17 protein-coding genes are annotated in these 22,139 nt (G+C 73.8%); 10 read left to right on the plus strand and 7 right to left on the minus strand.

Annotation, left to right across the window (positions count from 1 at the left end; all coding sequences use genetic code 11):
- Positions 1-309: 309 nt before the first annotated feature.
- From IF06_RS0103100 to IF06_RS0103120, 5 genes are read left to right on the plus strand one after another with little or no spacing between them, the layout of a single operon-like run.
- The gene (locus IF06_RS0103100; RefSeq protein WP_030268809.1) at positions 310-1,764 is read left to right on the plus strand and encodes a PLP-dependent aminotransferase family protein; all 1,455 of its coding nucleotides are present in this window, start codon (positions 310-312) and stop codon (positions 1,762-1,764) included.
- Positions 1,765-1,805: 41 nt separating this feature from the next.
- Entirely contained in the window at positions 1,806-2,615 is an 810-nt protein-coding gene (locus IF06_RS0103105; RefSeq protein WP_013285755.1) for an ABC transporter ATP-binding protein, read from the plus strand.
- 28 nt (positions 2,616-2,643) lie between these two features.
- Positions 2,644-3,633, plus strand: coding sequence for an iron-siderophore ABC transporter substrate-binding protein (locus tag IF06_RS0103110; RefSeq protein WP_013477211.1), 990 nt, complete (start codon positions 2,644-2,646; stop codon positions 3,631-3,633).
- Between the two features lie 5 nt (positions 3,634-3,638).
- The gene (locus tag IF06_RS0103115) at positions 3,639-5,741 is read left to right on the plus strand and encodes an iron ABC transporter permease (protein ID WP_030268811.1); all 2,103 of its coding nucleotides are present in this window, start codon (positions 3,639-3,641) and stop codon (positions 5,739-5,741) included.
- 45 nt (positions 5,742-5,786) lie between these two features.
- Entirely contained in the window at positions 5,787-6,689 is a 903-nt protein-coding gene (locus IF06_RS0103120; protein WP_030268813.1) for a siderophore-interacting protein, read from the plus strand.
- A gap of 61 nt (positions 6,690-6,750) precedes the next feature.
- On the opposite strand, the gene IF06_RS0103125 is transcribed toward IF06_RS0103120, so the two are convergent.
- Genes IF06_RS0103125 through IF06_RS0103140 form a run of 4 tightly spaced genes read right to left on the minus strand, consistent with a single transcriptional unit; the run spans position 6,751 to position 11,998 of the window.
- Complete coding sequence (locus IF06_RS0103125; protein ID WP_030268815.1) at positions 6,751-8,535, minus strand: IucA/IucC family protein; 1,785 nt, start codon at positions 8,533-8,535, stop codon at positions 6,751-6,753.
- Positions 8,532-9,116, minus strand: coding sequence for a GNAT family N-acetyltransferase (locus tag IF06_RS0103130; RefSeq protein ID WP_030268817.1), 585 nt, complete (start codon positions 9,114-9,116; stop codon positions 8,532-8,534). The genes IF06_RS0103125 and IF06_RS0103130 overlap by 4 nt, the downstream gene beginning before the upstream one ends.
- Positions 9,117-9,124: 8 nt before the next feature.
- A complete protein-coding gene (locus IF06_RS0103135; RefSeq protein WP_030268820.1) occupies positions 9,125-10,411 on the minus strand; it encodes a lysine N(6)-hydroxylase/L-ornithine N(5)-oxygenase family protein in 1,287 nt (428 codons plus the stop codon).
- Between the two features lie 27 nt (positions 10,412-10,438).
- Positions 10,439-11,998 (minus strand): pyridoxal phosphate-dependent decarboxylase family protein, encoded by a 1,560-nt coding sequence (locus IF06_RS0103140; protein ID WP_030268822.1) that lies wholly within the window; start codon positions 11,996-11,998, stop codon positions 10,439-10,441.
- Positions 11,999-12,227: 229 nt separating this feature from the next.
- Here IF06_RS0103140 and IF06_RS0103145 point away from each other — a divergent pair, with 229 nt between their 5' ends.
- The gene (locus IF06_RS0103145; RefSeq protein WP_030268824.1) at positions 12,228-14,270 is read left to right on the plus strand and encodes a penicillin acylase family protein; all 2,043 of its coding nucleotides are present in this window, start codon (positions 12,228-12,230) and stop codon (positions 14,268-14,270) included.
- The gene (locus IF06_RS0103150; protein WP_030268826.1) at positions 14,267-14,824 is read left to right on the plus strand and encodes a GNAT family N-acetyltransferase; all 558 of its coding nucleotides are present in this window, start codon (positions 14,267-14,269) and stop codon (positions 14,822-14,824) included. The genes IF06_RS0103145 and IF06_RS0103150 overlap by 4 nt, the downstream gene beginning before the upstream one ends.
- 13 nt (positions 14,825-14,837) lie before the next feature.
- On the opposite strand, the gene IF06_RS0103155 is transcribed toward IF06_RS0103150, so the two are convergent.
- A complete protein-coding gene (locus IF06_RS0103155; protein ID WP_030268828.1) occupies positions 14,838-17,063 on the minus strand; it encodes a hypothetical protein in 2,226 nt (741 codons plus the stop codon).
- A 207-nt stretch (positions 17,064-17,270) separates the two neighbouring features.
- Here IF06_RS0103155 and IF06_RS0103160 point away from each other — a divergent pair, with 207 nt between their 5' ends.
- Together IF06_RS0103160 and IF06_RS0103165 are read left to right on the plus strand one after the other, a co-directional pair.
- Positions 17,271-18,173 (plus strand): hypothetical protein, encoded by a 903-nt coding sequence (locus IF06_RS0103160; RefSeq protein WP_013285766.1) that lies wholly within the window; start codon positions 17,271-17,273, stop codon positions 18,171-18,173.
- A gap of 22 nt (positions 18,174-18,195) precedes the next feature.
- The gene (locus IF06_RS0103165; protein ID WP_084588785.1) at positions 18,196-19,425 is read left to right on the plus strand and encodes an epoxide hydrolase family protein; all 1,230 of its coding nucleotides are present in this window, start codon (positions 18,196-18,198) and stop codon (positions 19,423-19,425) included.
- 57 nt (positions 19,426-19,482) lie between these two features.
- Here IF06_RS0103165 and IF06_RS0103170 read toward each other — a convergent pair whose 3' ends face one another.
- Together IF06_RS0103170 and IF06_RS33830 are read right to left on the minus strand one after the other, a co-directional pair.
- The gene (locus tag IF06_RS0103170) at positions 19,483-20,448 is read right to left on the minus strand and encodes an N-acetylmuramoyl-L-alanine amidase (protein WP_030268833.1); all 966 of its coding nucleotides are present in this window, start codon (positions 20,446-20,448) and stop codon (positions 19,483-19,485) included.
- A complete protein-coding gene (locus IF06_RS33830) occupies positions 20,448-20,600 on the minus strand; it encodes a hypothetical protein (protein ID WP_013285768.1) in 153 nt (50 codons plus the stop codon). Before IF06_RS33830 ends, IF06_RS0103170 begins: the two co-directional genes overlap by 1 nt.
- Positions 20,601-20,810: 210 nt before the next feature.
- On the opposite strand from IF06_RS33830, the gene IF06_RS0103180 reads away from it, so the two are divergent.
- A complete protein-coding gene (locus IF06_RS0103180) occupies positions 20,811-22,094 on the plus strand; it encodes a glycoside hydrolase domain-containing protein (RefSeq protein ID WP_030268834.1) in 1,284 nt (427 codons plus the stop codon).
- The last annotated feature ends 45 nt before the right edge of the window (positions 22,095-22,139 follow it).

Genomic DNA, 22,139 nt, shown 5'->3' on the forward strand with positions numbered 1-22,139 from the left:
AGGTCACGGAAATCGGAATGCGGTCGGCCGGCGTCGTGCCTCCCGACGTCTCCGAACGGTGGTCTGTGGTTTCCGCACCCACCGCAGTCGACAATGAGGACACTGTGGAACCCCCCTTTGAGCAGCCCGGATGCCCCCACGCGGACCGGCTGGGCCGCGTTCGGTGACAGATCGGACTTCCCCCGTTGAAAAGGACGCGCGGCACCCCCCGGGTTCGGCCGGGAATGGGTTGCGGTCCCGGGAAACACTTTCACCAAGTGCGGTTCCCGCTGTCCATACCACTTCGGTGACCGGGGAGAGGACCAATCGGTGTGGCATCTGAATCTGTCAATTGACGGCGACGCGCGCGAAACGTTGTCGGCGCAGCTCCGCAACGCTCTGCGCGGCCGGATCACCGACGGCACGCTGCGCCCCGGGATGCGCGTCCCGTCGACCCGGCAGCTCGCGACTGACCTCGGCGTGTCCCGGACCGTGGTCGTCGAGGCGTACGAACAGCTCTGCGCCGAGGGCTACCTGACGTCGCAGCGCGGCTCCGGCACCTCGGTGGCGGACTCCGCGCGCGCCGGTGTCGCCTCCGCGCTCACCGCCGACGAGGCGCCCGCGCCGGAGGTGTGGGACCTGCGCGCCGGCGGCACCGACGTGTCCACGTTCCCGCGCCAGGACTGGATCCGCTGCGTCGGCGCGGTGCTCCGCTCGGCCGGGCCGCGGGAACTGGGCTACGCCCCGCCGTCCGGTCTGCCGCCGGTCCGCCGCACGCTCGCCGGCTACCTCGGCCGGGTCCGGGGCGTCCGCGTCCGCCCCGAGCACCTGATGATCACGTCCGGCTTCGCCCAGGGGCTGGCGCTGCTCTGCCGGGTGCTGCGCGACCAGGGACACGAGGCGATCGGCGTCGAGGATCCCGGGCACCCGGGGGAGTGGGCGTTCATCGCCGACGCCGGGCTGCGGCCGGTGAGCGTGCCGGTGGACCGGGAGGGCATCCGCGTCGACGAGCTGGCCGCCACCGGCGTACGCGCCGTGCTCACCACCCCGGCCAGCCAGTTCCCCACCGGCGCTCCGCTGAGCCGGCGGCGCCGGGACCAACTGCTCGACTGGGCGCGGGCGGTGGACGGGTACGTCGTCGAGGACGACTTCGACGCCGCGTTCGTGGCACCGGCGCAGCGGATGCCCGCCTTGCAGAGCGTCGCCCCGGACCGGGTGGTCTACGCGGGCAGCGCCAGCAAGGTCCTCGCCCCGGCGCTGCGGCTCGGCTGGCTGGCCGCGCCGACCGGGCTGGCCGCCTCGATCGAGCGGGTCCGGGCCGGCTGGGACATCGGCTGCTCCGGGCTGGACCAGCTCGCCTTCGCGCGGCTCGTGGACACCGGCGCGTTCGACCGGCACCTGCGCCGGCTGCGCGCCGAGTTCCAGCGCCGCGGCCAGGCGGTACGCCAGCACGTCGCGCGCCACCTGCCCGGCGTGGCGCCGCTCGACGCCAGTGGCGGCCTCCAGACGTACCTGGTGCTGCCCCGCTGGTGTGCTGAGGAGTCCATGGTGGCCGCCGCGCGGCGCCGGTCCGTGCTGGTTCGCGGCGGCCGGTTCTACGCCCTGCGCGCCGACGGCCGGCCACCGGCGCTGGTCATCGGGTACGCCGGGGTGCGCGGCGCCGAGCTGGGCCGGGGGCTGGCCGGGGTCGCCGCTGCCTACCGCGACGTGACCGCCCGTCACGCGACCGGTGTCAATGCGCGGCGGGTCGCCGATTCCGACCGAAGGACCGGCTTGACAGCGTGATCGTTGATTAGGTTAGCCTAACCTCCGTGACGAGCAGAACGGTGCGAGCCGACGGCTTGAGCGGCAGCGACCTGCGGCTGGGCTACCACGGCACGACGGTGGTGCACGACGCCGCCATCACGCTGCGGCCCGCGGCGGTGACCGCGTTGGTCGGCCCCAACGGCAGCGGCAAGTCGACGCTGCTGCGCGGGCTGGCCCGCCTGCACCCGCTGGAACACGGCGAGATCGTGCTGGCCGACGGCACGCCGGCCCGGGCGCTGTCCGCCCGGGACTTCGCCCGCCGGGTCACGCTGCTCGCGCAGAGCCGCCCCACCCCCAGCGGGGTGACGGTGCGGGACGTGGTCGGGTACGGCCGGCACCCGTACCGGCAGCGGTGGCGCGCGAACGACCTCGACGGACCGGCCGCGATCGACCGGGCCATGCGGGTGACGGGCGTCGACGGCATGGCGGGCCGGCCGGTCGACGAGCTGTCCGGCGGCGAGCTGCAACGGGTCTGGCTGGCCACGTGCCTGGCCCAGGACACCGCGATCCTGCTGCTGGACGAGCCGACCACGTTCCTGGACCTGCGCTACCAGGTGGAGATCCTCGACCTGATGCGCGAACTCGCCGACACCGCCGGCGTCGCCGTCGGTGTGGTGCTGCACGACCTCAACCAGGCCGCCGCCGTCGCCGACCAGGTGGTGCTCCTGCACGAAGGCCGTGTCCGCGGCGCCGGCACGCCGCACGAGGTGTTCACCGAGGAGGCGCTCACCGAGGCGTACGGCATCCGCGTCGAGGTGAGCGTCGACCCGGTCACCAACCTGCTCTCCACTCGTCCCGTCGGCCGGCACACGACCCGCGTCTCCGCCTGACCGACTCCTGCACACAGAAGAGAAACCGATGCTGCGTACCCGTCTGACCCTGCTCGCCGCCGCCGCGGCGAGCGCGCTGCTGATCGCCGGCTGCGGCACCACCGAGGAGCCCGCCGCCGCACCGTCCCCCTCCGACGCCGCGTCCACCGGCCCGGTCACCGTCACCGACAGCCGGGGCAAGACCATCACCCTCAAGAGCCCCGCCACCAAGGTCGTCGGCCTGGAGTGGGGCGAGGTGGAGATGCTCGTCGGCCTCGGCGTGATGCCGGTCGGCGTGGCCGACCCGAAGGGGTACGCCACCTGGGTGACCGCCGCCCCGCTCGACGCGAGCGTCAAGGACGTCGGCACCCGGGGTGAGCCGAGCGTCGACTCCATCGTCGCCCTCCAGCCGGACCTCGTGGTGATGGAGGCCGAGCGCGGCTCCGCCGTCGTCACCCAGCTGGAGAAGTACGTCCCGGTGCTGGTCACCAAGGGCAGCGACGCCTCCGACAACATCGGCCGGATGCGCGCGGACCTGAAGATGATCGCCACCGCGACCGGCCGTACCGCGCAGGCGGACAAGCTGCTCGCCGACTTCGACGCCGCGCTCGCCGACGGCAAGAAGAAGATCGCCGACGCCGGGGCGGCCGGTAAGCAGTTCGCCATCGCCGACGGCTGGAAGGAGGGCAGCACCGTCTCGATCCGGATGTTCGGCCAGGGCGCGCTCGTCTCCCAGCTCGGCATCCAGCTCGGCCTCAAGAACGCCTGGACCGGCAAGACCGACGAGATGTGGGGCCTGGGCCAGACCGACGTCGAGGGCATGACCGTCCTCAAGGGCCAGGACGTGCACTTCTTCTACAACGCCTCGGACGGCACCGACGTGTTCGCCGACGGCCTCGCCGGCAACGCGATCTGGCGTTCCCTGCCGTTCGTCCAGCAGAACAAGCTGCACAAGATGCCCAACGGCATCTGGACCTTCGGCGGCACGCTGTCCGCCAAGCAGTACATCGACGAGCTGGTCAAGGTCTACACGGCTTGAGCGCGATGACCGCCCCCGCCCCGCCGGGGCCGGCCACCCGGCCGGCCCCGGTCGGGCCGCCGCCCGCCCGGCGCAGCCGGGTGGCCGGCGCGTTCGCCCTCGCCGCCGCGCTGCTCGTCGCGATCACCGCGGTGCACCTCACCCAGGGCACCTCCTCGGTGGGAGCGCTGGACCTGCTCCGGCTGCTCACCGGCGGCGACGACGAGACCGCCCGGGTGCTCGTCGCCTCCCGCCTGCCCCGGCTGCTCACCGGCCTGGCCGTCGGCGTCGCGCTCGGCTTCGCCGGCGCGGCGTTGCAGTCGACCACCCGCAACCCGCTCGCCTCGCCGGACACGCTCGCCGTCAACGCGGGCGCCCACCTGGCGATCGTCGCCACCGCCGCGTTCGGGATCGCGCTGCCCGCGCTGCCCGCGGGCGGGCTGGCGTTCTGCGGCGGACTCGCCGCCGCCTCCCTGGTCATGCTGCTCTCGGCCGGCGGTCAGGCCGCCACCACCCGGCTCATCCTCGCCGGCTCGGCCACCGCGATGGCGCTCTCCTCGCTGACCATGCTGCTCATGCTGCTGTTCGAGCAGGCCACCATCGGCCTGTTCGCCTGGGGCAACGGCTCGCTCGTGCAGGGCGACCTGGTCGCGTTCACCCAGCTCGCCCCCGTGATCGGGGTCGCCGCGCTGGTGCTCGTGGCCCTCGGGCACCGGCTGGACCTGCTGGCCCTCGGCGACGACACCGCCACCGTGCTCGGGCTCAACGTGCGCCGTACCCGGCTGACTGTCGTGCTGCTGGCCGTGCTGCTCTCCGCCGCGGCGGTCACCCTGGCCGGCCCGATCGGCTTCGTCGGCCTCGGCGCGCCGGTGATCGTCCGGCTGCTCGGCCGGTGGGTGCCCGAGGTGCACCGGCACCGCATCCTGATGCCGCTGTCCGGCATCGTCGGCGTGGTCATCGTGCTCGGCTCCGACGTGCTGCTGCGCGCCGTGCTCGGCGGGCAGGCCGGAGTCGACGTGCCGACCGGCGTGGTGACCACGCTCTTCGGCGCGGTGCTGCTGGTCTGGCTGGCCCGCCGCCACCGCGACGCCGGACCGACCCGGCAGGCGCCGGGCGGCCACGCCGCAGTCCGCTCCCGCGGCTTCGTCGCCACCGTCGTCGCGGTCTGCGCGGTCGTCGTCACCGCCGCGCTGGTGCTCGGCATGCTGGCCGGCGACACCTGGGTGCTGCTGGGCGACATCGTCAACTGGGTGCAGGGCCGCACCGGACCGGCGTACACATTCGTGCTGGACGCCCGCTGGCCGCGGGTCGCCGCGGCGCTGCTGGCCGGCGCCGCGCTGGCCCTGGCCGGCACCACCGTGCAGGCGGTGTGCCGCAACCCGCTGGCCGAACCGGGCATCCTCGGCATCACCGGCGGCGCCGGCATCGGCGCCGTGTCGCTGCTGACGTTCGCGCCGATGGCCGGCGTGCTCGCCCTGTCCGGCGCCGCCGGTCTCGGCGCGGTCGTCGCGTTCGCGCTGGTCTACGGCCTGGCCCGGCGGCGGGGGCTCAACTCCGACCGGCTGGTGCTGATCGGGTTCGCGGTCTGGCAGGGCGGTACGGCGATCATCACGTTCATCGTGGTGTCGTCCGACCCGTGGAACACCGGCAAGGCGCTGACCTGGCTGTCCGGCTCCACCTACGGGCGTACCGCGCCGCAGGTGCTGCCGGTGGCGATCGCGCTGCTGATCGCCCTGCCGGTGGTCGCCGCCGTGCGCCGCGAGCTGGACCTGCTCGCCCTCGACGACGACACGCCCCGGGTGCTCGGCGTCCGGCTGGAACGTGCCCGGCTGGTCGCGCTCGGCCTGGCGGCGTTGCTCACCGCCACCGCCGTGTCGGCGGTCGGCGTGATCGGCTTCGTCGGCCTGGTCGCGCCGCACGCGGCCCGGGCGCTCGTCGGCGGGCGGCACACCCGCGTCCTGCCGGTCGCGGTGCTGCTCGGCGCCACCCTGGTCAGCCTCGCCGACACGCTCGGCCGCAGCGTCATCGCTCCCGCCCAGGTCCCCGCCGGTCTGGTCACCGCCATGATCGGCACCCCGTACTTCGTCTGGTTGCTGTGGCGTTCCCGCGCCGCGGCAGCCGCCCGTTAGCCCGTTCACCGACGCAGCCCCCACCGGCCGTGAGAGGAATGACGCATGACCAGCACCCTGGCCGTCGCGCCCTGGCGAGTCTTCACCGTCGAGGTCCGCGCGCTACGCCGGCTCGGCCCGTCCTTCCTGCGGGTGACGCTGACCGGCCCGGACCTGGACCGGTTCGCCGACAACGGGTACGACCAGCGGATCAAGCTGGCCCTGCCGCCGGTCGACGGCGCGCCGGGGGAGCTGCCCGACGGGCCGGACTGGTTCCCGCGGTGGCGTGAGCTGCCGGACGCGCTGCGCAGCCCGATCCGCACGTACACGGTCCGCGCCGTCCGGCCGGAGGCGTACGAGGTGGACGTGGACATGGCGCTGCACGGCGACGGCGGCCCGGCCACCCGGTGGGCCCGGCTGGCGCGTCTCGGCGACCGGATCGCCGTCGTCGGCCCGGACGCCGGCTGGGACGGCCCGCACGGCGGGGTCGAGTTCCAGCCGCCGGCCGGCGCGACGCTGCTGCTGGCCGGCGACGAGACCGCCGCGCCGGCGATCTGCGCGATCCTGGAGCGGCTGCCCGCCGAGGCGCGCGGGCACGCGCTGGTGGAGGTGCCGGAGACCGGCGACGAGCTGCCCTGCCGGGCGCCGGCCGGCGTCACCGTGACCTGGCTGCCCCGCGACGGCGCCCCGCACGGCAGCCGGCTCACCCCGGCCGTGACGAGCCTGGCCGGGCGGCTGGTGCCGGTACCGGTCGCGGTGGCCGCCGCGCCGCTGACCGAGGTGGACGTGGACCGGGACATCCTCTGGGAGGTGCCGGAGCGGCCCGACGGCGCGGCGCTCTACGCCTGGCTGGCCGGGGAGGCGGCGGTGATCCGCGGCCTGCGCCGGCACCTGGTCACCGAGCGGGGCATGGACCGGCGCGCGGTGGCGTTCATGGGCTACTGGCGGGCCGGTCGCGCGGAGAACTGATCGTCCCCGCCACCGACGGAAGCGGGCCGGCGCGATGCGCCGGCCCGCTTCTGTGATGCCGTCAGTCGCGCGGTGCGTACGGGGCGAGCGGGTTGACCAGCGTGCCGGCGAACTGCAACGCGGCGGACGGGTCGGACAGGTCCACCATCTGCTGGTTGTTGCGCAGCTGGAGCCGGTTGAGGCAGGACAGCGTGAACTCCGGCGCGAACAGGTCGTGTCGGCGCATCCGGTCGGCCAGGTGCGGCACCGTCGCGGCGTAGCCGGCGGCGCACGCGGCGACGGTGCGCCAGAACTCGTCCTGGTCGAGGACGCCCCGGGTGTGCAGGGTGGCGCTCAGGTGCCGCAGGAAGCAGTCGAACACGTCGGTGAAGATGGACAGGATCTTCTCGTCCTCGGGGATCGCGGCCCGGATCCGCCGCACCCGCTCTGGCAGGTCCGCCTCCGGGTTCATCACCACGATCTCCTCGGCGATGTCCTTGAAGACGACCCGCTCGACCACGCCGTCGTGCAGCACCAGGATGACGTTCTCGCCGTGCGGCATGAACGCCAGGTCGTGGGCGTACAGGCTGTGCAGCAGCGGCACCAGGTAGGCGTCCAGGTAGCGGCGCAGCCAGTCGGCCGGCGCCAGCCCCGACTCGTCGATCAGCGCGGCCGCGAGCGACCGCCCGTCCCGGTCCAGGTGCAGCAGCGAGGCCATGGTGGCCAGCCGCCGCCCGGGTTCCAGCCCTGGTACCGGGCTCTCCCGCCAGAGCGCCGCCAGCATCTTCCGGTACGGGGAGTACCTGTCGGTCGCCGCCTCGTACTGCCGGTGCCGGTAACCGATGGCGGCCCGCTCCCGGATGATCGACAGTCCGGTGCGCTTGAGCACCGGGTCGCCCTCGATCAGCCCGGCCAGCCAGTCGTTGATCGCGGGCGTCGCCTCCATGTACGCGGCGGACAACCCGCGCATGAAGCCCATGTTCAGCACCGACAGCGCGGTCTTCACGTAGTGCTTGGCCGGGTCGGTGACGTTGAAGAAGGTACGGATGGACTGCTGCGCCAGGTACTCGTCCGGCCCTTCGCCGAGGCAGACCAGCCGGCGCCGGGCCACCTCACCGGCGAACGTGACGGCGAGCTTGTTCCACCACTGCCACGGGTGCACCGGGACGAACAGGTAGTCGGCCGGGTCCAGGCCCAGCCCGGTGAGCGTGGCGGTGAACCCGGCCAGCGTCTGCTCGCCCAGCTCGGCCCGGACCAGCGTGTCGTAGTCCAGGTCGTCGGCGCAGGTGAACGTGGTGTGGTCGCGGTGCGCGGCGAGCCAGAGCAGCCGTACCGGCGCGGCGGCCTCCGGGGCGTACGCGTGGTATTCGTGCACTCCGAAGCCGATGCGGCCGTTGTTGGCCACGAAGCAGGGATGCCCCTCGGTCATGCCGGTCTCGATCGCCTGGAACCCGGCGGCGGCCAGCTCGGCGGCGCTCAGCGCGGGCTTCGCGAGCTTGTACGCGGTCCCGGCCAGCGTGGAGGTGATCTCCTCCAGGTAGACCGGCAGGATCGCGTCGGTGAGGCCGAGCGCGCCGCGCAGCTCCACGCACAGGTCCACGGCGTCGGGCGGCAGCTCCGCGCCGTCGCGGCGGCGCACGATGCTGTCCGCGTCGACCTCCCAGTGGTCCAGCGCCAGCCGCTGCGCGGCGAACCGGTACTCGACGCTGCCGTCGTCGCTGCGGACCAGCCACCGTCCCGGGCCGTCGGGCTCGGGGGTGATCAGGCGCTCGTGGGCGAACTCGGCGAGCGCCTTGCGCACCAGCAGCCGGTTGGCCGTCGCCCACGCCTCGGGGGTCAGGTGGTCCACGGATGCGCTGGCGTTCACGCCGGTGCCCCTTCCTCGCCTGTGGGCGCGCCGGTGGCGGCCCGGAACTGGTCCCGGGTGCAGACGCTGAGCAGCGCCTCCTTCTCGGGCTTGCGGATCGGGCCGACGACTGTGAAGCCGACTGCCGCGTTGAGCGCGTGCACGGCGGTGTTGCGCACGTCCGGCTCCACCACCACCCGGCGCGTCGCCGGGTCGGCGAACAGCCAGGCCATCACCGTGGTGATGACGGCACGGGTGAAGCCGTGCACCGGCGTGTCGGCGGGTGCGCAGAGGAAGTGCATGCCCACGTCGCCGGGCTCCGGGTCGTACAGGCCGACCAGCTCCACCCGGGCCGGGTCGTACCGCTCGGCCAGGAACGCCGGAGCGCCGCGCCACGAACCCAGGTACGCGTCGTGGTGCGGATGGTCGGCGATGCGCCGGTACTCGGCGGCGACGGCGTCCACGTCGGCGTCCTGCATCAGCCAGAACGCGGACTTGGGATGGGTGACCCAGCGGTGCAGCAGCGCGGCGTCGGCGTCCGGGTCCAGCGGGCGCAGCGTGAACTCGCCCAGCGCGTCGTCGACGCGGGTGAAGGTGGTCATGCGGGCGCTCATGCCGGCGCTCCGGCCGGGGCGCCGAACTCCTGGAACGCGATGGTCTTCTCCACCGGGTAGTGCTCCCGGCCGGTCATCTCCCGGATCAGCCACGAGTTGCGGTACGGACCCATGCCCAGGTCGGGCGAGGTGATGCTGTGCGTGTGGGTGCCGCCGTTCTGGAGGAACACGCCCCGGCCGGTGTGGTCGATGCTGTAGTTGCGGGCCACGTCGAAGCGGCCGTGCGCGTCGAAGCGGAGCCGGTCGTGTACCGGCGCGAGGAACTCCGGCACCCGGTAGTGGTAGCCGGTGGCCAGCACCAGTCCTTCCGTGTCGAGGGTGAACGCGCGGTCCTGCTCGGTGTGGCGCAGCCCGAGCCGGTAGCGGCCGTCGGTGTACGCCGCCTCGACCAGCTCGGTGTTGGTCAGCAGGCGCGTCGGCGCCGGTCCGTGCAGGCTCTTGGCGTACAGCAGGTCGTAGATGTCGTTGATCAGGTCGGCGTTGATGCCCTTGAACAGCGGCTTCTGCGCGGCCTCCAGCGCGTAGCGGGTCGGCTCGGGCAACGCGTGGAAGTAGTCCACGTAGTCCGGCGAGGTCATCTCCAGCGTGAGCTTGGTGTACTCCAGCGGGAAGAACCGGGGCGAGCGGGTCACCCAGGTGAGCTGGTAGCCGTGAGTGTCGATGTCGCCGAGCAGGTCGTGGTAGATCTCCGCGGCGCTCTGGCCGCTGCCGACGATCGTGATGCTGTCCTTGGCCCGCAGCGCCTCCCGGTGCTCCAGGTAGCGCGAGTTGTGGATCATGTCGCCGCCCAGGCCGGCGCAGGCGGGCGGCAGGTACGGCGGCGTGCCGGTGCCGAGCACGAGGTGCCGGGCCCGGTGGGTGACCGGCCCGTCCGGCGTGTCCGCGTGCACCACGTACCGGTCGTCGCTCTCGTCGTACTCGACAGCGGTGACGCTGTGCCGGAAGCGCAGGTTCGGCAGCTTCCCGGCGGCCCAGCGGCAGTAGTCGTTGTACTCGGCGCGCAGCGGGAAGAAGCTCTCCCGGATGTAGAACGGGTAGAGCCGTCCGGTCTCCTTGAGGTAGCTCAGGAACGAGTACGGCGAGGTCGGGTCCGCGAGCGTGACTAGGTCGGCGATGAACGGCGTCTGGAGCCGGGTGGATTCGAGCAGCATGCCGGGATGCCAGTCGAAGCTGTCGCGGGCCTCCAGGAACAGGCCGTCGAGGTCGTCGATCGGCGCGGTGAGGCAGGCCAGGCCGAGGTTGTAGGGGCCCAGCCCGACGGCGATGAAGTCGTGGGTCGACATGGGGATTCTCGTTCTCCTCGACGGGGGTCAGACCGGGCAGGACAGCTCGGCGGCGGCCGCGGTCCGGGCGTACCAGGCGGCGTGGTCGGCGATGAGGTCCAGCACGTGGGCGACGTCGTCCACTGTGGTCTCGGGGTTGAGCAGGGTGAGCTTCAGGTGGTGGGCGCCGTCGACCTTGGTGCCGGCGACCAGGGCCGCGCCGGAGGCGGCGAGCGCGTCGCGGGCGTGCAGGTTGGCCTCGTCCACCAGATCGGGGGCGAGACCGGACGGCCGGTACCGGAAGACCACTGTGCTCAGCTGCGACGGCGCGGCCACCTCGAAGCGCGGGTCGGCGTCCAGCCGCCGCCACGCCTGCGCCGCGAGGTCGACGACCTGGTCGAACAGCGTGCCGATCGCGTCCGGTCCCATGATCCGCAGGGTCAGCCAGAGCTTGCACGCGTCGAACCGGCGGGTGGTCTGGATGCTCTTGTCGACCTGGTTCGGGATCCCCTGCTCGACCGCGCGGACCGGGTTGAGGTAGTCGGCGTGCCAGGTGGCGTGGCGCAGCACCCGGCCGTCGCGGACCAGCAGCGCGCTGGAGCTGACCGGCTGGAAGAACGACTTGTGGTAGTCCACCGTCACCGACGCGGCCCGTTCGATGCCGTCGAGCAGGTGCCGGCGGGTGGGTGAGACCAGCAGCCCGCAGCCGTACGCGGCGTCGACATGCAGCCAGACCCCCGCGGCGGCGCAGATGTCGGCGATCTCCGGCAGCGGGTCGACGGTGCCGAAGTCGGTGGTGCCGGCGGTGGCGACGACGGCCATCACCACCTGACCGTCGCGGTGGCAGCTGTCGATCGTGCGGGCCAGCTCGTCGGTGCGCATCCGGCGGGTGGCGTCGGTGGGCACGGTGAGCACCGCGTCGGCGGCCAGGCCGAGCAGCTTGGCGGCCTTCTGCACGCTGAAGTGCCCGGCCGCGGAGGTGAGGATGCGCAGCCTGGACAGCACCTGCGGCCGGTCCGGCCGGCCGGTCGCGCCGCCGCCGCCCACCACAGTGCGGTACGCCTCCTCGCGCGCCAGCAGCATCGCCTGGAGGTTCGACTGGGTGCCGCCGCTGGTGAAGACCCCGTCGGCGGTGGCGCCGAGCCCGATGCGCCCGGCGGTCCACTCGATCAGGCGCCGCTCCATCAGCGTCGCACCGGCGCTCTGGTCCCAGGTGTCCAGTGAGGAGTTGACGGCGCTGAGCACCGCCTCGCCGAGCAGCGCCGGGATGACCACCGGGCAGTTCAGGTGGGCCAGGTAGCGCGGGTGGTGGAAGTAGACCGCGTCACGCAGCCACACGTCGTGCAGCTCGTCCAGGGCGGCGTCGGTGTCGCCGAGCGGCCGGTCCAGGTCGATGGCACCGATGAGCGGCGCCAGCTCGTCGGGCGTGACGCCGGTGAACGGCCGGTCCGCCTCGCCCACCCGGCGGGCGACCCGGTCGACGCCGCGCGCCAGCACGTCCCGGTACCGACCGAGCGAGCCGGCGTTGAACAGGTGGCCGCGTGCCGTGGCGGCGGCGCTGCCGGTGTCGGCGGGCGCGGCGCCGGTCGGGCTCCCGATCGAACTCATGCGACTTCCCAGCGGTCGTACGGACAGGACGCGCGGCGATCAGCCGCGGCGATCAGGTTAGGTTAGGCTGGCCTAACTAGCAAGCACGACTCGGGGTGCTTTGTCCCGCATGTACCGCCGGTTGGCGCCCCGCCCGCGTCGCGGTAAGGTCGCCCTCGGTTAGGGGAGGTTATCCTAAGTTGACTGTCGAACGGAACCGTCGCCCGGCGCGCCGAGGCGGCGCGAGACGATGACACACGTCGATCGCGATCAGTGGGGCGTGCCCCAGTTGTGGGCCGGCGACGTCGACGCGCTGGCGCGTCTGCAGGGGCGTGTCGCCGCTACCGACCGGGCCTGGCAGATCAGTGTCGAACGTTGGCGCGCCGAGGGTCGCCTGGCCGCCCACGTCGGCCCGGCCGAGCTGGCGTGGGACCGGTTCGCCCGCCGCGTACGGCTGGACGACACCGCCCGGCGCTGCTACGAGCGGCTGGACCCTGACACCCGGCGGTGGGTCGGGGCGTACGTCGACGGGGTCAACTCCGGACTCGCCGAGGGCGCCGCCGCCGCGCCGGAGTTCGCCGCCACCGGCACCGCGCCCGAACCGTGGCACCCCTGGTCACCGCTCGGCGTGTTCCTCGTCCAGCACGTGCTGTTCTCCACGTTCCCGAACAAGCTCTGGCACGCGCACGTGGCCCGGACGCTCGGCCCCGAGGCGGCCGGACTGTTCGCGGTCGAGGGACCGGCCTCGTCCGGCAGCAACGCCTGGGCGGTGCCCGCCGACCCGGCCACCGGGCGCGGCCCGCTGATCGCCGGTGACCCGCACCGGCTGCTCGAACTCCCCGGCGTCTACCAGCAGGTCCGGCTGGCCTGCCCGGAGTTCGACGTGGTCGGTCTGGCCTTCCCCGGCGTGCCTGGCGTGCCGCACTTCGGCCACACCGGCCACGTGGCCTGGGCCGTCACCAACGCGATGGCCGACTACCAGGACCTCTACCGCGAACGGCTGCGCCGCGACGGTGACCGCGTGCTGGTGCGCGACGCCGACGGCTGGACGCCCGCCGCGCGCCACGTCGAGGAGATCGAGGTTCGCGGCGGCGCTCCGGAGACGGTCGAGGTGATCGAGACGCCCCGCGGGCCGGTGATCGACCACGACCGGGTCACCGGCGAGGCGATCGCCCTGCGCACCCCGAGCCGGGTCGAGGCCCGGCTCGGCTTCGAGGCGTTGCTGCCGCTGCTGCGTGCCCGGCGTACGGGCGACGTCGCCGACGCGCTGCGCCACTGGGTCGAGCCGGTCAACAGCGTGCTCGCCGCCGACACCGGGGGAGGCGTCCGCCGCCTGGTCGCGGGCCTTGTCCCGGTACGTGACGAGCGGTGCCGCCGGGAACCCGTGCCGGCCTGGGAGCCGGCCTACCGGTGGCGGGGCGACTACCTGCCGCTGGTCGACGAGCCGGTCGACGGCGTGGCGGTGTGCGCCAACGACCGGCGCGACGACGTCGCAGCGCACGGTGCCGACTTCGCCCCGCCGCACCGGGCCCGCCGGATCCGGGCGCTGCTCGCCGACGGCGCCGAGCCGTCCACAGTGCACACGGACGACCGGCTCCCGGCCGGACCGCTGTACCGGCTGCTCGACCGGCTCGACCCGGATTGGCTCGACGAACCCGCCCGCGCGCTGCTGCTGCGGCTGCGCGGATGGGACCGGGCGATGGCGGCCGGCTCGGCCGGGGCCGGCGCGTACGCGGCCTGGCGGGCGGCGCTGGCCCGGCGGTTGCGCGTACACCCGAGGTTGCGTGGCCTCGACGAGCCGTGCGGGTTCGACGAGCTGTTCGCCCCCTGGACCGACCCGGCCGCCCGGATCGGCCTGGCGCTGGACCACCTGGCCGCCGCCCTCGGCGCGGACCTCGCGGAACCGGCGGCCGAGGCGCTGGCCGAGGTGGCCGCCGGCCCTCCGCCCGGTGAGTGGGGCAGCCGGCACCTGCTGCACCCGGTGCACCTCGGCGTCGCCCCGGCGATCACCGACGCGGTGACAGCGATGCGGCGGCGGGTGGCGCTCGGCGGCGACACCGACTGCGTGCTGGCCACCTCCAGCGTGCCGGGGATCTCCGACGCCTGCTGGCGCGGCCCGGTGGCCCGCTACGTGTGGGACCTGACCGACCGGGCGGCCAGCCGCTGGATCGTCCCCTTCGGCGCGTCCGGGCGCCCGGACGATCCGCACTTCGCCGACCAACTGACCCACTGGGCCGCCGGGACGCTGATCCCGGTGCCCGACGGCCCACTGACGGGAGACGAGACGACGTGATCCACCTGGAACGGATCCCCGGCCTCGGCGAGCTGGCGCTGGAGCCGGTACGCCCCGACCGGCACGCGGACCTGCTGCACGGCTGGGTGGTCCGGCCCCGCAACCGGTTCTGGGGCATGGGCTCGCACACCGTCGACGAGGTACGCGAGATCTACGCGTTCGTCGACGGCCTGGAGACCCACCACGCGTACCTGATCCGGCTCGACGGCGAGCCGATCGGGCTGTTCCAGACCTACCAGCCGGAGGCGGACCCGGTCGGCGAGCGCTACCCCGTGCAGCCCGGTGACGTGGGGACGCACCTGCTGCTCGACGCGCCCCGGCCGTACCCGGGTTCGCTGACCGGCGCGGTCTTCCCGGCCCTGATCCGGTTCCTGCTGCGCGACCCGGCCGCGCGCCGTGTGGTGGTCGAGCCGGACGTGCGCAACGACGCGATGCTGCGCCGCCTGCGGATCGAGGGCTTCACGCTCGGCGACGAGATCGACATGCCGGACAAGCGGGCCCGGCTGGCGTTCCTCACCCGGGACCGGTTCGAGGCGGACCACCCGGCGGCGTGACACCCGGCCCGCGTCACGGTCCGGTGGCGCGCAGCCGCCCGGCCAGGTCCCGCACCGTCTCGGCGTACGCCGGTTCGTCCTCGGACGGGAGGTGACCCTGGATCGGCGGCGGGACGCTGTCCCAGGCGGGCGCCACCAAACTCTCCGGATCCCGGAGACGGCGATCCACCGCCGCCTCCGGGCCGCTGACGCGGGCCGGCTCGTCCGCGCGGTGCGGGGAGAAGATCCATCCGCCCAGCGCGTCGGTGTCCCGCCACAGGTTGCGCCACCGCCACCCCACCCGGCCGCCGATCCCGCGCAGCATCTCGTCGCCCACGTAGGCGGGGAACAACCGGGCGTAGAGCCGACGCAGCGGCGAGCTGTAGGTGAGCAGGGCGACCCGTGCGCTGATCTCCGCCGGCAGTTGCAGGACTGTCGCGGCGACGAGCACCGATCCGTGGCTGTAGCCGGAGAGCAGCACCCCGCTGCCGCTGTGCACCAGGTACGTGATCCGCCGGGCCAGCTCCGGCACGGCCCGCTCGGCGTAGCAGGGCGGTGCGAACGGGTGCGCCGCCCGGGGCCAGAACGTGGCCAGGTCGAAGAGCACGCCGACGTGGTGCCGGAACCCGGGGCTGCGGTAGGCGAAGACCCCGGCGACGACCAGGGCCAGCACCGCAGCCGAGATCGCCACCCCGCCCACCTCGATGCCGAACATGACCAGCTCGGCCGGGACGTGCGTGCGGCGTTCCAGCGTCTCGCCCGGCTCGGGACGGACCAGCGCCATCGCGGTGGTCGCCGCGCCCGCCCCGGCCATGACGGCGAACAGCACCGCCAACGGCACCATCAGGTCGGTGAACCGGGCCCGGACGATCATCGTCCGGACCTGCCGCAGCCGCGGCGCCGCCTCGGCCGGCGGCGCCGGGAAGTCCCGCTCGACGATCGCCTGGGCGGCCCGTGTCCGGCCGCGCCGGGACACCAGCGCCACCACTGCGGCGGCCGCCAGCGTGACCAGCAGCGCCCGGAAGAAACCGTAGATCGCCCAGGTGTACGCGCGCGCCGGACCCGGTATGTCGTCCGCCGGGGACACGCCCCGGTCCAGCAGGTCGGCGGTGCGCTGGACCAGCTCGGCGGAGTACGCGACCGCGAGCCCGCCCGCCGCCGCCGCGACCACGAGCGCGCCGAGCCCGTTCGGCGGCCGGTGGCCGCGTACCCGCAGGCGGTGCCAGAGCAGCACGGCACCCAGTGCGCCCAGCAGGACCGCGTGCGTCACCAGCAGCCAGGTCAGGATCGAGCCGTAGCCGGGCAGGCCCCCGCCGGTACGCCAGCGGGCCGGGGCGAACAGCAGGTACCCGGCCACCACGACGGTGAGCCCGACCGCTGTGGCGCGCAGCGCACGGGCGACCCGGTCACGTCGCGGGTCGCTGGGCGCCCGGTCGACGAGCGGCGGAACGCAGACCAGTACCACGCAGGCGAGCAGCACCGCGCCGGTGACCGCCAGCAGCGCCGCCACAGTGGGCGGGACACCCTGCGCGGCCCGGGCGGCCAGCAGACAGCCGTCGAGGGTGGCGAAGGCCGCCGCGATGTGTATCGAACGCAGCCGGCCCATCAGCGGCTCGGCGTCCCACTGGCCGATCGTGCTCAGCGGCGGCCCGGCGGACGCCCGCTCCGGCGCCCGGAACGCGGTGAACGAGCGACCCGGCCGCCGGGCGCCCCACCAGACCAGGCTCACCGCGGCGGCCGGGACCAGCGCCAGCACCACGAGCCGCAGCCCCACCGGCCGCCCGCCCATCCAGGACAGCCACTCCCGGTCGGCGATGCAGGCCGGGACGGACAGGCACTGCCAGGCCACCAGGTCCAGCGCCACCCCGGCGCCGGCGAGCACGTACAGCGCGGTCAGGCTCAACCCCAGCACCCGGCACAGCGCCCGCACGACCGCGCCGCCGACCGCGTCCCCCGGCCGCATCCACACGGCCACGTTGAGCAGCATGAAGGGCATCAGGAACAGCAGCGAGAGGGTACGCAGCGCGGTGCCGGACGGCAGGTCGTTCCACTGGTACGCCTCCAGCGTCACCCCGCCCGCCCCGTGCTCGTCGGCGTGTCCGTGACGGGGACGGTAGAAGCCGGCGCTGCGGTCACCCGCGACCTGCCGGACCAGCGGCCGGCCCAGCACCTCGGCGGCCCCGCCCGCGGAGACGCCGTGCACCCGCAGCTCCACCACCTCGCCCGACGGCGCCTGTGCCCGCCCTGGTCCAGCCGTCATCGACCCTCCGCGACGTCCCGGCCGCCCACGCCGCCTGCACGGCCCGCCCTCGGGTGGCGCAGCGTCCTACCCGGCCGGGCCGGGGGCAAACGCCCGCGGGCCGGGCGGGCGGCCCGTTCGAAGCCGCGCCCTCCGGGTAACCGCCGCCGGACGTACTCGGAAGGGAGCCCGCATGACCGGCACACCATCACCGCGCGGCGCGGCCGGATGACGGGGGCCGCGGTGGCGACCCGGCTGCCGCCGATCGACGTCCACCGGTGGGTGAACTCCGCGCCGCTGACGCCGCAGGAGCTGCGCGGACGCGTGGTCCTGGTGGACGTCTGGGAGTACACCTGCGTGAACTGGATCCGCACCGCCCCGTACGTGCGGGCCTGGCATCGCGACTACCGCGACCTGGGGCTCACGGTGATCGGCGCGCACGCGCCGGAGTTCGCGTTCGGCCGGCTGCCGGAGAACATCGACCGGGCGATCCGCGACCACGGGCTCACCTACCCGATCGCGATCGACGACGACTACACGTTCTGGCGGGCCCTGCGCAACGACGCCTGGCCGGCCAGGTACCTCTTCGACGCCGACGGGCGGCTGGCCGACCGCTGGATCGGCGAGGGCGGCTACGACCGGACCGAGGCGCTGATCCGGCGGCTGGTCGAGGCCGCCACGCCCACGCCCGCGCTGCCGCCGGTCACCGCGGAGGTGACCGCGTTCGTGACCAGCCCGCAGCCCACGTACGCCGGGATCACCCCGGAGACCTACCTCGGCGCCGACCGGGGTGTGCCCGGCACGTACGCGCTGACCGGCGACTGGCGGGCCGAGGGCGAGTACGTCGAGACGGGCGGCGCCGGGGCGGAACTGGTCCTGCCGTTCACCGCCGGTGAGGTGAACCTGGTGGCCGACCCGGGACCGGAGGGACCGGCAGCGGTTCGGGTGCTGCTGGACGGGAAACCGGCCGGTGACGCGCGCGGCGCCGACGTGGACCCGGACGGCACGGCCGTCGTCGACCGGGCCGCGATGATCCGGCTGGTGGACGGCGCGACGCCGGGGGAGCACCGGCTCACCCTGCGCGCCGAGCGGCCCGGTCTCCGCGCGTACGTCTTCACGTTCGGTCCCTGACCCGACCCGAGGAGGACAACCCGTGGCCGTCAAGACCATGACGCCGACGCGTACCGCCGCCGGCATCCGCGACTTCCGCGTCGACGTGCCGGAGGCGGACCTGGAGGACCTGCGGAACCGGATCGCGGCCACCCGCTGGCCGGAACGGCAGACCGTGGACGACCAGTCGCAGGGCGTCCCGCTGGAGACCAGTCAGGCGCTCGCCCGCTACTGGGCCACCGGGTACGACTGGCGCAAGGTCGAGGCCCGGCTCAACGACCTGCCGAACTTCGTCACCGAGATCGACGGCCTGGACATCCACTTCATCCACGTACGCTCGCCGCACCCCGACGCGCTGCCGCTGATCGTCACGCACGGCTGGCCCGGGTCGGTGATCGAACAGCTGAAGATCATCGGTCCGCTCACCGACCCGACGGCGCACGGCGGCCACGCCTCGGACGCGTTCCACCTGGTGATCCCGTCGATGCCCGGCTACGGCTTCTCCGGCAAGCCGGACCGGCCCGGCTGGGATCCGCAGCACATCGCCCGCGCCTGGACCGAACTGATGCGGCGGCTGGGCTACACCCGGTTCGTGGCCCAGGGTGGCGACTGGGGCGCGCTGATCACCGACATGCTCGGCGTGCAGGCGCCGCCGGAACTGGCCGGCATCCACACGAACATGCCGTGCGTGGTGCCGCCGGACGTCGACGCGCTGTTGCAGACCGGCATCACCGGCGTGAACAACCCCCTCGCCGACCTGCCGTCCGGGCTCTCGGCCGAGGAACGGGCCGCCTGCGAGCGGATCGACTTCTTCTGGAAGCACTCCGCGTACGCGCTGATCATGACCACCCGCCCGGAGACCCTGACCGCGCTCGCCGACTCGCCGGTCGGGCTGGCGACGTTCATGCTCGACCACGACGCCGCGAGCCTGGACCTGATCTGCGCCGCGTTCGCCGGCCGGCCCGGCGGCTTGAGCCGCGACGACATCCTGGACAACGTGACGCTCTACTGGCTCACGAACACGGGTGTGTCCTCGGCCCGGCTCTACGCACAGAACGCGCTGTCGTTCTTCGCCGCCAAGGGCGTCCAGGTCCCGGCCGCGGTGAGCCAGTTCCCGGACGAGATCCTGCTCGCGCCGCGCAGCTGGGCCGAGCGGGCGTACCCGAACCTGATCCACTACAACACGCTCGACCGGGGTGGGCACTTCGCCGCCTGGGAGCAGCCGGAGCTGTTCGCCCAGGAGATGCGGGCCGCCTTCCGGTCGCTGCGCTGACCGACGGCGGACGCGGCCGGGTGGGGCGCCCACCCGGCCGCGTCGGTACGCCCGGGGTCAGACCTCGGTCAGCCGGACCGCGTCGGCGATGACCAGGCCGGCGGCGGAGCTCCATCGGCTGACCGCGACGCGGTTGGCGTCCCCGGCCGGCAGCGTGAACGTGCCGAGCGAGCGCCACTGCCCGCCGGTCGCCCGCTGGTCGACCACGACCGTCCGGTTGCCGGTGGTGGTGGCGACGATGTACGGCGTGGCCGCGTTGTAGCCCGCGTTCGCCGGCCACCACGCCTCGACCCGGTAGTTGCCGGTGCGGGGGACGTTGAACTTGTACCAGGCCGCGTCGCTCGCGGCGACCGGGTCCGCGTAGCGGTAGTCGGCGCCGTAGCGCTGCCCGGAGTACGTCGAGGTGCCCCAGCTCGCGCTCGCGGTGAACCGGCCCGCCGTCGCGTTGTCCACGATCGACGTCCAGCCGGTGCCACCGCCGGCCATCTTGGCGGCCACGTCGGCGCGCATCGTGTTCAGGTCGATGAAGGACGGGTCGATCTTGCCGGTGGTGCTGGTCTCCCGGTGGCCGCGGGCGTAGCTGGAGTCCCGGCCGAGCCGCTTGAGCACGGCGGCGGTGGCCGCGATGCTCGCGTTGTACTGGGCGGTGGTCATCCGCTGGTCGACACCGTTGTAGTCGATCTCCCACCCGATCATCAGGGTGTTGCCGTCCCCGGCCGGGATCGGGCCGCTGCCGCCGCTGGTGCCGGCGTGGTTGCACCGGCCGGCGGAGATCACGTGGAACACGCCGTGGTAGTCCACGAGGGCCTGGCAGAGCGGACCGGGCAGGTCGGACCGGCCGTTGATGCAGATGTTCAGCGCCGGGTGCGGGTTGGTGGCGCTGGACGTGGCGGCGGTGTGGTGCCAGAGCACGCCGATCGGGTCGAACGAGCCGGAGCGCATCCGGTTGAGCCAGTCGCCCTCGACCACGACCTGTACGCCGGCGCCGCGCAGCACGTCCACCAGCCAGGGAATGGTGGCCATCACTGCTCCCCGAGCAGGTCGGCGAGGCACTCGGCCTTCGGCGCGGCGTGCGCCGTACCGGGACGGACGGCCACCGCGAGGGCGGCGGCCACCAGGGCGGGTACGCCGAGCAGACCTCGGCGTCGCAGACGGGGGGATCGTGACGTGGGCATGGCGCTCCTCGGGTGACGGCGCTTCACCGATCGACGGATGTGAGTGCGGGCACGCTATACCGGCATCTGCCGTTCTGTCGATACCCTTCAATGATCGTTTTCGTCGTGAAAACTTTCGCCATCACCATCTGTCGTCATCCGTCGATGCGTGGTAGAAATCCTGCCCAAGTCTCGCCGTCGAGCGAGGAATCCTTCACAGGAGGGGCGCCGATGAGAGCGATCGCCACGGCCCTGACACTTCTCGCCGTGCTCGCGGCCGCGGCCGTACCGGCGCAGGCTTCGGCCGTCCCGGCCCGCGCCGGGACACCGGCTGTCGCCGAGCCGCAGCCCGCCGCCGGGACAGCGGCCACCGTCGCCGCGGTCGGCCCGCAGCCCGGCACCTTCACCGGCAAGGGCTTCGACACCTGCACCGCGCCGTCGCAGGCCGCGATGGACGCCTGGCTGACCGCGTCGCCGTACCGCGCGGTCGGCGTCTACATCAGCGGCGGCAGCCGGACGTGCGCCCAACCCAACCTGACCGCGACCTGGGTCGCCGACCAGACCCGCAAGGGCTGGCGGCTGATCCCCATCGAGCTGGGCTACCAGGCGCCGTGCGGCACCCGTACGCCGAAGATGTCCGCCGACCCGGCCACCGCCCGCGGGCAGGGGAGGACCGCGGCGGACAGCGCGGCCGCCGCGGCGGTGGCGCTCGGCATCGGCGCCGGCAGCACGCTCTACAACGACATCGAGCAGTACCCGTCGAACGCGAGCTGCCGGGCCGCGGTGCTCTCCTTCCTCTCCGGCTGGGTCGAGCGCCTGCACACGCGCGGCTACCTCGCCGGCATGTACTCCAGCGGCTCGTCCGGCATCACCGACGTCTGCGCCGCCTACCACGACACCCGGTACCTGCGCCTGGACCAGATCTGGATCGCCTGGTGGAACGGCGTCGCGGACACCGACGGGGGCACGTACTGCGCCGACGACCGCTACGCCGACCAGCAGCGCCTGCACCAGTACGCCGGGGACGTCACCGAGACGTGGGGCGGCGTGACCATGAAGATCGACCGCAACTACCTGGACGTACGGGCCGGCACCCCGCCCGCGACGTGGAGCGTCACAGTCGACAACGCCACGTCGGGCGGGTTCAGCGCGGGCGCCGCCTGGGGCACCTCCGCGTACTCCGGGCAGCGCTACGGCGCCGACTACCGCTTCGCCGCGCCGGTGGCGTCCAGCGACGTGGCCTGGTTCCGGGCGAGCCTGCCCGCGACCGGCTCCTACGAGGTGTCGGTGTGGTACCCGGCCGACCCCGGCTACAACGACCGCACCCCGTACCTGGTGGCCACCACGACCGGCAACCGGTCGGTGGTGGTCGACCAGCGCACCGGCGGCGGGCGCTGGGTCTCGCTCGGCGTGTTCACGCTCGCCGCCGGGACCGGCGACAAGGTCGGGGTGAGCCGCTGGAGCGCCGGGACCGGCTACGTGGTCGCTGACGCGGTACGCATCACCCGGGTCTGACGCCCGCACCCGTACGGATGCACTGCCGCCGTAGCCGCCCGGCCG

This window comes from Micromonospora globosa (genome assembly GCF_000717585.1).
GTDB lineage: Bacteria > Actinomycetota > Actinomycetes > Mycobacteriales > Micromonosporaceae > Micromonospora > Micromonospora aurantiaca.

Excerpts from the sequence above, each read along its gene's own strand:
- IF06_RS0103115 (WP_030268811.1), top strand. The coding sequence starts at position 3,639 with ATGACCGCCCCCGCCCCGCCGGGGCCGGCCACCCGGCCGGCCCCGGTC.
- IF06_RS0103180 (WP_030268834.1), top strand. The coding sequence starts at position 20,811 with ATGAGAGCGATCGCCACGGCCCTGACACTTCTCGCCGTGCTCGCGGCC.
- IF06_RS33830 (WP_013285768.1), bottom strand. The coding sequence starts at position 20,600 with ATGCCCACGTCACGATCCCCCCGTCTGCGACGCCGAGGTCTGCTCGGC.
- IF06_RS0103160 (WP_013285766.1), top strand. The coding sequence starts at position 17,271 with ATGACGGGGGCCGCGGTGGCGACCCGGCTGCCGCCGATCGACGTCCAC.
- IF06_RS0103140 (WP_030268822.1), bottom strand. The coding sequence starts at position 11,998 with ATGAGTTCGATCGGGAGCCCGACCGGCGCCGCGCCCGCCGACACCGGC.
- IF06_RS0103120 (WP_030268813.1), top strand. The coding sequence starts at position 5,787 with ATGACCAGCACCCTGGCCGTCGCGCCCTGGCGAGTCTTCACCGTCGAG.
- IF06_RS0103135 (WP_030268820.1), bottom strand. The coding sequence starts at position 10,411 with ATGTCGACCCACGACTTCATCGCCGTCGGGCTGGGCCCCTACAACCTC.
- IF06_RS0103130 (WP_030268817.1), bottom strand. The coding sequence starts at position 9,116 with ATGACCACCTTCACCCGCGTCGACGACGCGCTGGGCGAGTTCACGCTG.
- IF06_RS0103155 (WP_030268828.1), bottom strand. The coding sequence starts at position 17,063 with ATGACGGCTGGACCAGGGCGGGCACAGGCGCCGTCGGGCGAGGTGGTG.
- IF06_RS0103145 (WP_030268824.1), top strand. The coding sequence starts at position 12,228 with ATGACACACGTCGATCGCGATCAGTGGGGCGTGCCCCAGTTGTGGGCC.
- IF06_RS0103170 (WP_030268833.1), bottom strand. The coding sequence starts at position 20,448 with ATGGCCACCATTCCCTGGCTGGTGGACGTGCTGCGCGGCGCCGGCGTA.
- IF06_RS0103110 (WP_013477211.1), top strand. The coding sequence starts at position 2,644 with ATGCTGCGTACCCGTCTGACCCTGCTCGCCGCCGCCGCGGCGAGCGCG.